Genomic DNA, 13,045 nt, shown 5'->3' on the forward strand with positions numbered 1-13,045 from the left:
GCCTGACGGGTAACTGGCAGGCATTAGGGTATATAACAAATATATAATTACTGGATGGCTTTGTCAACCAAATCTTTTACAGCTTTTAATGGTATTCTTTCCTGCTCCATTGTGTCCCGGTATCGTATAGTTACTGTGCCGTCTTCTTTGGTCTGGTGATCGATGGTGATACAAAAAGGCGTTCCAATCGCGTCCATCCTGCGATAGCGCTTGCCAATAGTGTCTTTTTCCTCGTAAAAACACTTGAAAACACTACGGCATTCCGCCATCAATTCCTGGGCAATTTCAGGCAGTCCGTCCTTCTTGGTGAGGGGTAAAATACCCAGTTTCACTGGTGCCAATTTAGCCGGGAATCGTAAAACTACGCGGGAATCCGGTTTATCCGGGGTGCCGAGGTCCTGTTCCTCATAAGCCTCACTCAGTAGCATCATCACCGTCCGGTCCAGGCCGATGGAAGTTTCAATCACATATGGAATATAGTTACCATATGGCTTTCCGTCCGGCCCCACTTCCGGGTCGAAGTACTGCATTTTCTTCCGGCTGAATTCCTGGTGGTTTTTGAGGTCAAAATCTGTACGGCTGTGAATACCTTCCACCTCTTTGAAGCCGATGGGGAAGTCGTATTCAATATCGCATGCTGCATCGGCATAATGCGCCAGTTTTACGTGGTCATGGAAACGATAACGGCTTTCAGGTATACCGAGACTCAGGTGCCATTTCATCCGTTCTGTTTTCCAGAACTCGTACCACTCTTTCTGTGTGCCGGGGCGAATAAAGAACTGCATTTCCATCTGTTCGAATTCACGCATGCGGAAGATGAACTGCCGGGCTACAATCTCATTGCGGAATGCTTTACCGATCTGAGCAATACCAAAGGGAATCTTCATCCGGCCGGACTTCTGTACGTTCAGGAAATTCACGAAAATACCCTGGGCAGTTTCCGGACGCAGATAGACCATATTGTCACCTTCCTCACCGCTTACGCTGCCGAATTCAGTGGAGAACATGAGGTTAAACTGCCTCACATCGGTCCAGTTTACGGTACCGCTGATGGCGCATTTAATTTTTCTGGATTCGATCAGTTGTTTCAGACCGGCGAAGTCTTCTGCAGCCAACAGCTTTTCCATAGAGGCGATCAGTTCAGCGCCCTCGGCTTCGGGAAGCGTTTCGGCGAATCCTTCAATCAGATGATCCACGCGGTAGCGCTTTTTACTGTCCTTGTTGTCGATCATCGGGTCACTGAAATTGTCCACGTGACCGCTCGCTTTCCAGGTGGTAGGATGCATGAATATGGCAGCATCGATTCCTACGATATTATCCTGCAACTGGGTCATCCATTTCCACCAGTAGTCGCGGACATTTTTCTTCAGTTCACTGCCGTTCTGACCATAGTCATAAACAGCACTGAGTCCGTCATAGATTTCGCTGGAAGGAAAAATGAATCCGTATTCTTTGCAATGCGAGATAATCGCCTGGAATTTATTCGAATCGTTTGCCATAAGGCCGCAAATATATTAGATATTGCCCAGTTTCGGGTTATTCCGATGCCTGTCGGCATCCCGTTTGGTCTTCTTTTCGATAGACTGCCGGAGTGCTTTGGTAAGGTCGGTGCCGGTCTGATTGGCCAGGCAGAGCAATACCCACAGTACATCAGCCATCTCTTCTTCGAGCGAAGATTCTTCCTGACCGGGGCGGGTGGATTGCTCACCATAGCGGCGAACCATGATCCTCGCGAGTTCGCCTGTTTCCTCCATCAGAATTCCCAGGTTGGTCAATTCCGAAAAATAGCGGACACCAACTGTTTTGATCCACTGGTCCACTGTTTCCTGTGCTGCCCGCAATGTCATGTCTTCCATACCTTATTCTTTATTTTTAGTATCCATCCAGATGGTAACGGGACCATCATTTTCCAGCGCAACCAGCATATCTGCCCCGAAAATGCCTGTCCCGACCGGTTTTCCCATTTCTGCAGTCAATAAAGACACAAATCTTTTATATTGCGGAATCGCCTTGTCAGGTTTACTGGCCCTGATATAAGACGGCCTGTTTCCCTTCCTGGTACTGGCATGCAGGGTGAACTGGCTTACCACCAGCAGATCCCCGTCAATATCCCTGACGGAAAGATTCATAACACCCGAAGCATCGTCGAAAATCCGGAGCTGGCAAATCTTTCCGGCCAGCCATGCTGCGTCTTCGTCATTGTCGCTGTCTTCAATGCCAACAAGCACCAGTAGCCCCTTTTCAATTTGGGCATTTACTTGCTTTGCGATGGTAACAGATGCCTTCCGCACCCTTTGAATAACCACTCTCATAATAATCGTAACTTCAGGTTGATTGCCGAAAATAACATGAAATATCCGCTTACCATTTTTCTGCTCCCCTTACTCATCCTGGTTGGCTGCCGTAAAGAAGACAGCCGTGAAAACGCAGAGAGCGCCTACCTGGAACTGGCGATCAGCGTAGAAATGAATGGTAGCCCATTTGTACCGGGGCAGGATTATTCCACTGTTTTCGGAGAAACACTTAGACCTGATGCATTGCGATTTTATATAGGGCAATACCGGCTTTCCGGGCAGGAATCTGCCGAACAGTTCAACGACAGCTACCAACTTTTTGACCTGGCAAAACCAGAAACACATACCCTGCGCGTACCCATACAGCCGGGAACATACGATCAGATCAATCTGTTGCTCGGTGTAGACAGCGCAAGGAACGTGAGCGGTGTACAGACCGGAGCGCTTGATCCGGTTTTGGGAATGTTCTGGACCTGGAACAGTGGTTATATCTTTCTGAAGTTTGAAGGACATTCTGATGCGTCACCCGAACCAGATAAAATTTTTCAGTACCATATCGGTGGATTCCGTTCGCCCTGGTCAGCAATACGGACTTTCCAGGCAATATTGAACCAGGATGAACAGTGGGTACTCACTTCCGGACAGACACTTCACCTTGACCTGACCTGCCAGCTGGATCTCTTCTTTAATGCATCACTTCCCTTAAGAATTGCTGACACACCGGTTGAAATGACTCCCGGTGAAAACAGTGCCAGGCTCGCTGACAATTTCGCCGGCTCCTTTTCTCTCACCAACTGGGTAATTCAATAATGACCTGGCCTCTGAATATACAGCGCGGTTGCCTGGCGATTCTGGCGGTAATGGTGCTAACTTCCTGCAACCGGGATGGAAGTGACCCTGCCGGAGAACGAATAGCGTTTTCTGTTCCCGACGGCTGGCCGGCTCCGGTTTATGATTTTGCTTCCAATCCCGTCACCAGGCAGGGATTTGAGCTGGGAAAAAGGTTGTTCTTTGATGGCAGGCTTTCGCTGGATGGGAATTTTCCCTGCGGCAGCTGTCACCAGCCTTTTGCAGCCTTTGCCAACTTCGATCATGCGTTCAGCCATGGATTCAACAACCAGTTTACCACGAGAAATGCTCCGGCCCTGTATAACCTGGCCTGGCTAAAAGAATTTCATCACGATGGAGCAATTCCCAACCTGGACCTGCAACCGCTGGCTCCAATTACTGCACCCAACGAAATGGCTGAAACTTTACCCGGAGTGCTGGAAAAACTGCAGGCCGACCCCGACTACCCGAAGCTTTTTAAGGCAGCTTTCGGAAGCGAGGAAATAACCGTTCAGAATATGACGAAAGCTTTGTCTCAGTTCGAACTAATGCTGATATCAGACAACTCAAAATATGACAGGGTAATGCGTGGTACGGCTACATTTGACGTGAACGAGGCAGCCGGATATGAATTGTTCAAAGCCAAACAGTGCACCAATTGTCACACTGAGCCCCTTTTTACCAATAACAGCTTCGAAGATGACGGCCTGCCGATCGACCCGGTAAGGAAAGATTCCGGCCGGATGCGCATTACCGGTAGGCAGGAGGATTATCTGAAATTCAAAGTACCGAGTCTCAGGAATGTTGCCGTCACTTTTCCTTATATGCATGATGGCAGGTTTAACAGCCTTGCGGAGGTGCTGGAACATTATGATAAAAAAATTCCCCTTTCCCAGGGGGAAAGGGGACTGCTTACAGCATTTTTCCGTGCGCTCACGGATTCAGCTTTTATCAGCAATCCGTTGTTTTCTCCTCAACAATAGGTTACCTGCGGTAAGGCCGGGAAAGGTTTAATGGCTAATTGATGGCATCCCGGAGCAAATATGTTTAAAAAGATGATTCAACAGACCCGTATTTTCCCCGGTACTGCGTGATAATTTTGTTAATTCGATTTCAACCTATTTTTGCGCAAACCTCCCTGATTGAGCGACATTAAAAAACTGGCCGGACAGACCCTATGGTATGGCGTACCCACCATCGTTACCCGTTTTCTCGGATACCTGATGAATATGGCGCTACCCTTTCTGTTTGCGCAGCCGGCCAGAACGGCTGATATCAGCCAGGTATACGCGATAATACCATTCCTGAACGTACTTTTCACCTATGGCCTGGAAACAGCTTATTTTAAATTTTCCCAGGACCGCGACAAAAATCATCTCTATAATACCCTTTCCGTTTCACTGCTGGTGAGCAGCATCCTGATGATCACCGTGCTTTACCTGTGCAGGGGTGCAATTGCCAGTGCGGCCAGTCTCCAGGATCATCCTGAGTATGTCACCTGGATGTGCGGCATTATTTTTTTTGATGCATTGTCTACACTTGCCTTTGCAAAGCTGCGGCAGGAAAACAGGCCTCGCCGGTATGCTTTTGTCCGGTTATCGGGTGTTCTGGTCAATCTCCTGGTGATCATCACCTTTCTGGGCGTGCTGCCCGGGTATGTGTCACGCAACCCGGATAGTCCGCTCCGGATGATCCAGAATATGAACATCGGCATCGGTTATTACCTGATCGGCAATCTTCTGGGTAGCCTTGCCACCCTCTTCCTGCTCCTGCCGGAATGGAAAACAATTCATTGGGAATTTGACAAGCCCCTGTGGAAGGAGGTAATGCAATACAGCTATCCGCTGATCATCGTTGGGTTTGGCGGCATGATCAATGATATGCTGAGCCGCCTGGTTTACCAACATGTGGTGGATCTTCCGGCAGAGCAGGCTAAGCATGAGCTGGGTATATTCGCCAATGTTTACCGTTTATCGGTACTAATCACGATCATGATCCAGGCGTTCCGGATGGCTGCCGAGCCATTTTTCTTCAGCCAGTCAAAAAATGAAGGTGCCCAGAAGAATTATGCGCGCATCATGAAATTCTTTGTGCTGGCGTGCTGTTTCATGTTCCTGCTCATCGGACTCTACCTCGATGTACTGAAATGGATTATTACCCTGAAATCGAAAGCATGGGGCGAGGGTATCTATATTGTTCCCATTCTGGCACTGGGTAATATTTTCCTGGGGATCTATTACAATCTCAGTATCTGGTATAAACTTACAGGCAAGAACCTGTATGGTGCCTGGATCACCATCGGTGGGGCAGTAGTGACCATCGTGCTGAATATGCTCCTCATTCCGAAACTCCACTACCTGGGCGCTTCACTGGCAACCTTTACCTGTTATCTGCTGATGATGGTAAGCAGCTATGTGCTTGGACAGCGTTTTTACCCCATACCCTATGCGCGGAAAAAGTTACTGGCTTACCTGGCTATCGTGTCCATCCTTGTAGTTGCCCATCGCGGATTGCTGCAGCTGTATTCCCCGATCTGGTTCAGTATACTGACCGGAACAATCCTGCTGGCCGGATTTACACTTTTCGTAGCCAGGGTAGAGAAACGTGAATTTGAAAGGCTGAACCTGCCGTTCCTGAGAAAACGGCCCTCTCCGTCAGGTTAGAAACGGATTAAATTTCTTTTCCTCGCCGATTGTTGTTACCTCCATATGACCGGGGAATACGCGGGTTTCGTCCGGGAGCACAAATAACTTCTTCCGGATACTGTCCAGCAATTGGGCGTGGTTGCCGCCTGGAAGGTCGGTTCGGCCGATGCTGCGCCGGAACAAAACGTCGCCCCCGATGAGGAACTGCTGGTCTTCCTTATAAAAACAAACATGACCCGGAGAGTGGCCCGGGGCCTCAATGACTTTCAGTTCATCCCCCCGCAACCCGACACTGTCTCCTTCTCGTATATAATGGACGGGACCTTCATACGGCCGGAAGGGGAGATTCCAGCGGCGGCCGGCTTCCGGTGACAAATCCAGGATTTTCTGTTCAAGGGGGTGGATATGGGGTTCGAGCTTCCATTGCTGGTATACGAAACGGTTGCCGAAAATATGATCCAGGTGGCAATGGGTGTTTAGCAGCCATTTCGGTTGGAGATGATGGTCAGTAAGGAAATCTGCCAGCTCCCGCTCCTCCTCCTGCCGGTAACATCCCGGGTCAATAATCACTGCTTCACCTGCCCCGTTATACAAAACATAGGTGTTTTCCTGAAGGGGACTGAACACAAATTGGCGAACTGTTAACATAGCTCTATTATTTTCAGGGGATTTCCCTGATAAGGTTGAAAAACATAATTTTAGACCACAATCGCTGGATATGCAATTTCCGAAGAATCATTCGTTTTTGAGTGTTTTGACCAAGGTGACCGTACTGATTTTCCTTTACCCGATGTTAACTGCCCTTCCCGCTCAAGCTCAGGTGAACACAGTTGAATTCGGAAAAAACAGGGTGCAATACCAGAAGTTCAAATGGCAATTTTACCAGACCGTCAACTTCAACACCTATTTCTATCAGCATGGGGAACCGTTGGCGAAGACCGTCGCCCAGATGGCAGAGGCGGAGTTGCCGGAGCTTGAAACATTCATGGAATACGGCTTACAACGAAGAGCCAATCTTATTTTGTACAATAGCTTTAACGAGCTGCAGCAAACCAATATCGGGCTCACTACTGACTGGCAGACCAATGGAGGCAACACTAAACTGGTCAACAACAAGATGGTGGTGTACTTCAACAGCAATCATGAAAACCTGCGCATCCAGGTCAGGCAGGGGATAGCGAAAATTTTGCTGGACAATATCCTGTTTGGTGATGACCTGGGCGAATTTGCCACCAACCAGGCGTTGCTGGATCTGCCCAAATGGCTCACTGATGGGTTTGTATCCTATGCCGCGGAAAACTGGAGCACGGAACTGGACGACCAGCTGAAGTCTGCCGTACTCGCAGGAACATACAAAGATTTTCGCCAGTTCGCCTTTGACCGGCCGGGACTCGCCGGGCATGCTTTCTGGCGTTACATCGAAGAAGTGTATAAAAAAGAGAATACCAAATACTTCCTTTACCTGGCCCGTCTTTACAGGAACCTGAACGGAGCGTCGAACCGGATCTGTAAAAAGAAATTCAGAGATGTGCTGGAAGATGCCATGGCCTATTACGAAGACAAATATTACAAGGATATCAAAAGCCGCCGCAACAATCCGAAAGGATCGATGTCTGTAGTGGAAGAGACTTCCAAGTATAAGGACTTTTACAACTTCTCCCCCAATCCGGCACCCCGCAGCCAGTCGTATGCTGTTGTGGAATGGAAAAAAGGATTACAGTGTGTGATCTACTACGAAGATTATACCACCAAAAAAGTATTGCTCAGAAATGATATCCGGAGCCTGGATGCAAAACAGGACCCTCACTATCCCCTCCTTGCCTGGAATGGTAAGGGAAATAAGCTCCTGGTAGTGTATAATCATGAAGGTAAGATCCGCATGTTCACGTATGACATTTTTTCGCGGTTGAAAAAAGACAAGCTGACTCTTGAATTTGACCAGATCCAGGACGTTAAGTTCATGACTGATGACAACACACTCCTGATGAGTGCCGTTAAAAACGGACAGTCGGATATCTACACGTTTAAGATCGACCGCGAACGGGCGGAACAGATCACCAATGATATTTACGACGATCTAGATCCCAGCTTTGCTGCTTTCCCCAACAAAATGGGTATCCTTTATGCGTCAAACCGTCCTTCGGCCGCTGCGGGTACAGGAGATACCATCCTTCCCTCAAATAACCGGTTCAATATCTTCCTGGTAGATAACTTCAACAAAAGCGAGTTCAGGCAGATCTCACAATTATCGCGGCTCAAATATGGCAATGCACGTTATCCGACACAATACAACACCTCCCACTTCACTTTCGCGGCCGATGAGAACGGCATCAATAACCGCTTTGCGGGATTCTTCACTACTTCGAGGGTCGGCGTCGATACCATCTACCAGATCGGCGATGATGTACTGCGCAACCCGGAATACAAGGATATAGATTCCCTGCTGCGATTTTATGGAAAGCAGGAACCTGACACCATTTTTACATTTGCCATCACCAACGACTCCGCTTATGTTTTTCCGATCACGAATTACCAGAGCGGCCTGGTGGAAACGAAATCTGCAGGAGATAAGGACCAGGTCAGTGAAGTAAGGCAGGAGGGAGAACTGAAATTCCTCTACAAGTTGAAAGTGGATGAAGCAACCTTAAGGAAACGCAATGTCAACCCCAGACCTACTGATTTCCGCAGGCGAACGATGGACCAGATGCGTGTGCAGGCAGGGGATGCGTTGAAATACCAGCAGGGACGCCCCCCGGTTTCGGATACCAGTAAAAAGCAAAATGCCTTTGAATCGGAATTCAGTGCAGAGAAAGCAGATTCCGCACTGACCGATCTCATCAATAGTGGTAAAAAAGAAGTTGAAACGCCTTCAGTGCTGAATAAAGCCGGAAGATTCAACTATCGTCTGAAATTTGCTGTAGAACAGGTAACGGGTTCGCTATTCAACAATGACGTACTGATCACCCGCTATGAGACCTTCAACGGATCGCTGCCGGTAACCAACAGCTCCAACAATGGTTTTAACGGCATGCTGAAAGTGACGGTATATGATCTGCTGGAAGATCTCCGTTTTACCGGTATGGTAAGGGCTCCGCTGATCAATACTGCAGGACAGGGTGTACCGGTGTATGTTGGCGATCCTAATGTTTTCATTCCCGGTTCACAATCATTGTTTAATTCTGGTTCTGAATACATGGCGAGGTTTGACTATCTGAAGAAAAGAATTGATTATACTGCACTCTACTATCGGCGGACGGATGTTGGTACTACCATTTATAAGTCCTCCATGCTGGTACCAGCCAAGATGTACACCAATTTGTTCCAGGCAGGTATCCGGTATCCGTTTGACAGGATCAGGAGCGTAAGGATAAATGCAGGGTTACGTAACGATAAAATGGTGACCAAGAGCATTTTCATTCCAGGTGACAATGGAGACATCATTAATACTCCTGATGCGAAAAAATCATATGGATTATTGCGACTGGAGTATGTATATGACAACTCCATTGAAAAGTCAACCAATATCTGGAATGGCCTGCGTTACAAGATCTATGCGGACTATAATTCACAGATCAATAAATCGAAGGAGGAAGGCGGCCGTACCGGCTTCAACCTCGGATTCGATGCCCGTTATTATTATCCGATCTTTCGCAATTTTATCTGGGCAGCCCGTGTAGCCGGCGACGCCTCGTGGGGTGACCAGAAAATCGTGTACTACCTTGGTGGCCAGGATGGCTGGTTGTTTCCGAAAGCCAATTATGAAAATGTGCCTTCACCACAGGACTATTCCTTCCAGGCACTGGCGGTTAACCTTCGCGGCCACAAACAGAATGTTTCTAATGGAAACAATGCGATGGTCATCAACAGTGAATTCCGTTTCCCGGTATTTACCACCTTGCTGAAACGTCCGATCAACAATGCGTTTGTCCGCAATTTCCAACTGACACAGTTTATTGATCTTGGCTCAGCATGGGATGGTTCTCCGAAAAGCATGCAGCGTCCCGAAGTGGTTTACACTGAAGGCGACGTCCGCGTGAAGATCAAGGCGGGCGGTATTGGCCCATTCGTTGGCGGCTACGGTTTTGGCGCCCGGAGTACCTTGCTTGGTTATTTCATGCGCCTGGATACAGCCTGGGACATGAGCGGGTTTTTTAAGGGAAAGCCAATCTGGTATTTCGCCCTTGGGGTTGACTTCTGATCAGAAATTATAGAGATAGGAAACAAGTGCCGCCACAGTAAAAGTGGTGGCACTTGTTTTTCCGGGAGTACCCAGCAGCACATTGCTGTCTTTGGGATCGTCAAAATTGACCACTTGCTGATAATCGTTGGACTTACCGTAAGACAATAGGAGACCCGCTCTCAGGTTAAACTTTTTCTTCAGCAGGTTAGCGCCTATCTGTGCATGATAAATATTAATATCGGAAACATTGACTTTGTAGCCATCACGGTTGCCGAACAGGTTATCTGTTGCATACGAGAAATCGGTGCGTAAGGAAACGTAACCGCGGATTTTTTCTTTAAGGTCAAAACTGCATCCGATACCGAAATTCATCACGGCCTGCCGGGCATCATGGAATCGCAGCATCTGCGTGGTGTTGCGCGCCGCGGTATCCGGGCGGATAAATGCCTCATTTCTTGGCGTTACCACGTTATAGTCATCCACTTTACCAAAATATTCAGAAGCCAGGTAGAGTTGACCCTTTTCAAAATCCCAGGTATAACCAGCTGCGATACTAACGGGCATTTTCCATTTACTTTTCAGGTTGGTCTGCCGGGTGCTGGCCAGTACGTTCAGCGGAATGCCGGGAATCCACTGCAGATCGCTGATCTCTTCATCTGCCAGCAGCGTAGCTGACCCCATAAGGTTTACCAGCGGCGACGTTATCATCAGGCCAAATGCATGATGCCCGTTTGGCCGGTACGAAATACCACCTTTTATCCTGCCGCCAACAGACCAGGCATTGAGCTGATAATATGCTTCCACTGATGAAACCGGTGGAAAAAGTATTGTATCACTGCCGGCATTCTGAAGGGCACGAAGTTTCGCATTGTTGATGTAATCAGTTTTATGCATCAACCCCTCTAGCGTCACCCCTACCGTCCAGTGATCACTCAGCGCCAGTCCTCCGCTCAGGATGAAGGATGTTTCAGAACTGCTGTTGTTTAAGGAATACTGCCCGATAAACACTTCGTCACCGGGGGAATAACTGTCATTGAGCACATTGTCCGTCATTTCCCTGCGCTGTGTAGCACTGTAATTCAGTACCGGGCGGGTGGTGATGGCATATACCAGGCTGAAGGGAAGTTTTAATTTAAAAGGGATCGAGTGGGCGATCATTAAAGGAACGATAGTTCCGTGGCTGGATTTAAGATCAAGGCTGGTTCCCGCCCCGTTTTTAATGGTCACCTGCTGGATCTGGTACAAGGTACCGGAAATGGAAGCTGCATTGTTCCGGCTGTAAGCCAGGAGGGCAGGATTGACAAACAGTACGCCGCTGTCGCCGTTATAGGCAACAACACCACCCGGCATAAAAAAGCTGCCGGGACCATACGCGGAGCTCCAGTAGTTGGCGTCCTGAGCGGCCGTGCTGAAATGGCTGATCAAAAGGATCAGCACCCCCAATATCTTCAGATAAGCAATTTTACAATGCATAATTGTCGCTGTAATTGGCAGTTAAGTTAAACCGACTTTATCAGATAATTGCCGGTGTGTTTGATTTCGGTGACCCGGGGGCACCGCGACATTTAAAAATCTTTCCCACAAGACAAGGAAGATATTAAATTATTTATACTATGTTCGGCAACGAGAAAGCGCATGGAGCCCCGAAACACCAACAACCGACTGCATTGGCTGGTCATTATTTCAACACTATTCATGGTTATACCTGCCTCTGGCCAGGTAATAGTAACCGATAGCAGTAAAACAGTTGTTGATACGGCGCACCTTCGATTGGACACAGTCATTACCAAAAAGAGTTTCTGGCAAAGTCGTGCAGTACAGATCTCTATTGCTCCGGCTGCTTTCCTGACTGCTTCCTGGTTATTATGGGGTGAACGGAAGGAAATACGTGATTTCAGGAATCGCTATATTCCCACCTTCCGGCATCACTACGACGACTACCTGCAGTACATGCCGGCTGTGGCGGTATTCGGCCTGAATGCAGCCGGTGTAAAAGGAAAGAATACGCTCAAGCGGGCAAGTGTATCGTATGTTTTTTCGGCAGTGACCATGGCAATCCTGGTTAATACCGTAAAGTATACGGCAAAAGTGGAAAGGCCCGACGGAACAGAACGCAATTCCTACCCTTCCGGTCATACGGCGAACTCATTCATGAATGCCACTTTTCTTCACAAGGAATATGGTCAGTACAGGAGTCCCCTTTACAGCGTTGCCGCATACGGTGCGGCGACGGTCACCGGCATCAGCAGGGAACTGAACAACCGGCATTGGGTATCTGATGTTCTGGCGGGAGCGGGCATCGGCATTCTGTCTACGGAGCTGGGCTATGTTTTTGCGGACAAGCTGTTCAAGGAAAAGGAAGCACACAAGCCGCTGCGACAGACGCCATTTCCCGTCACCAACAAACCCAGCTTCCTGGAAATGCGGATCGGTTATGCGACAGCCCTGCACAGGGACATAACTGTGACCGATGAAAAAGTGAAAGCAAAAGATGGTTTTAATCTTGGATTGCAGGGCGCCTGGTTCTTTCATAAAAATGTAGGTATTGGCGGGGAGTTTGCGTTTACGAGTTTTCCGATGAACAGTGACAATTTCAACCTTTCAGATTTGTCACCGGAGCTTGATTCCATAGCTGACGGAATTTATACCCAGCCAATGGGCGTACGGTACCTGGAGCTGGGCCCTTTCTTCAGTCTGCCGCTGACCCATAACTGGTTCATTTCGGCAAACTGGTGCGCAGGAGTGAGTTCGGGAGCACAGGGAAATATTCAGTTGCTGCTCAATGCTGAATGGAAAGAATTCCTGGAAAGAAACGATTATCCGTTTTACCGCTATAAACCGGAGCGTACGTTCAGCTGGTCGTGCGGAGCCGGCCTTGCAAAAAGAGTTTCCAGGAACGTTGCCATCAAGCTGTATGGGAAGTATTTTCATTCCCGCCACAATTTTGAGCTGGATATGATTGATGACCTTGATGACAAAGGCAATGTCGTTTACAAGTACCTGAGTTCGGAGATCATCGATTTTTCCCATATTGCCATCGGTCTCGGCCTCACGGCCTATCTCTGGTGAAACATCCCTAATTTTGCCGGAAATTTTGC

10 protein-coding genes are annotated in these 13,045 nt (G+C 48.4%); 5 read left to right on the forward strand and 5 right to left on the reverse strand.

Annotated features, from left to right (window positions below; all coding sequences use genetic code 11):
- Positions 1-47: 47 nt before the first annotated feature.
- From FPE01S_RS03580 to dtd, 3 genes are read right to left on the reverse strand one after another with little or no spacing between them, the layout of a single operon-like run.
- The gene (locus FPE01S_RS03580) at positions 48-1,499 is read right to left on the reverse strand and encodes a glycine--tRNA ligase (RefSeq protein WP_046367505.1); all 1,452 of its coding nucleotides are present in this window, start codon (positions 1,497-1,499) and stop codon (positions 48-50) included.
- A gap of 15 nt (positions 1,500-1,514) precedes the next feature.
- A complete protein-coding gene (locus FPE01S_RS03585; RefSeq protein WP_157473882.1) occupies positions 1,515-1,856 on the reverse strand; it encodes a nucleotide pyrophosphohydrolase in 342 nt (113 codons plus the stop codon).
- 3 nt (positions 1,857-1,859) lie between these two features.
- On the reverse strand, positions 1,860-2,312 hold the full coding sequence (gene dtd, locus FPE01S_RS03590) for a D-aminoacyl-tRNA deacylase (RefSeq protein ID WP_046367506.1): 453 nt from the start codon (positions 2,310-2,312) through the stop codon (positions 1,860-1,862).
- Positions 2,313-2,348: 36 nt separating this feature from the next.
- Between dtd and FPE01S_RS24595 the strand changes: the two genes are divergently transcribed.
- From FPE01S_RS24595 to FPE01S_RS03605, 3 genes are all read left to right on the forward strand, one after another.
- On the forward strand, positions 2,349-3,104 hold the full coding sequence (locus FPE01S_RS24595) for an MbnP family protein (protein ID WP_052955480.1): 756 nt from the start codon (positions 2,349-2,351) through the stop codon (positions 3,102-3,104).
- Positions 3,104-4,105 carry a cytochrome-c peroxidase gene (locus tag FPE01S_RS03600; RefSeq protein WP_052955481.1) on the forward strand — a complete coding sequence of 334 codons (1,002 nt, stop codon included), beginning with the start codon at positions 3,104-3,106 and terminating at the stop codon, positions 4,103-4,105. Before FPE01S_RS24595 ends, FPE01S_RS03600 begins: the two co-directional genes overlap by 1 nt.
- 159 nt (positions 4,106-4,264) lie before the next feature.
- Entirely contained in the window at positions 4,265-5,785 is a 1,521-nt protein-coding gene (locus tag FPE01S_RS03605) for a lipopolysaccharide biosynthesis protein (RefSeq protein ID WP_046367507.1), read from the forward strand.
- On the opposite strand, the gene FPE01S_RS03610 is transcribed toward FPE01S_RS03605, so the two are convergent.
- Positions 5,777-6,415, reverse strand: coding sequence for an MBL fold metallo-hydrolase (locus FPE01S_RS03610; protein ID WP_046367508.1), 639 nt, complete (start codon positions 6,413-6,415; stop codon positions 5,777-5,779). The two genes, FPE01S_RS03605 and FPE01S_RS03610, sit on opposite strands and share 9 nt — an antisense overlap.
- Positions 6,416-6,485: 70 nt before the next feature.
- On the opposite strand from FPE01S_RS03610, the gene FPE01S_RS03615 reads away from it, so the two are divergent.
- Complete coding sequence (locus FPE01S_RS03615; RefSeq protein WP_046367509.1) at positions 6,486-9,965, forward strand: hypothetical protein; 3,480 nt, start codon at positions 6,486-6,488, stop codon at positions 9,963-9,965.
- On the opposite strand, the gene FPE01S_RS03620 is transcribed toward FPE01S_RS03615, so the two are convergent.
- On the reverse strand, positions 9,966-11,420 hold the full coding sequence (locus tag FPE01S_RS03620) for a hypothetical protein (protein ID WP_046367510.1): 1,455 nt from the start codon (positions 11,418-11,420) through the stop codon (positions 9,966-9,968).
- Positions 11,421-11,582: 162 nt separating this feature from the next.
- Between FPE01S_RS03620 and FPE01S_RS03625 the strand changes: the two genes are divergently transcribed.
- Complete coding sequence (locus FPE01S_RS03625; protein WP_046367511.1) at positions 11,583-13,016, forward strand: phosphatase PAP2 family protein; 1,434 nt, start codon at positions 11,583-11,585, stop codon at positions 13,014-13,016.
- The last annotated feature ends 29 nt before the right edge of the window (positions 13,017-13,045 follow it).

This window comes from Flavihumibacter petaseus NBRC 106054 (assembly GCF_000974785.1).
Taxonomy (GTDB): domain Bacteria; phylum Bacteroidota; class Bacteroidia; order Chitinophagales; family Chitinophagaceae; genus Flavihumibacter; species Flavihumibacter petaseus.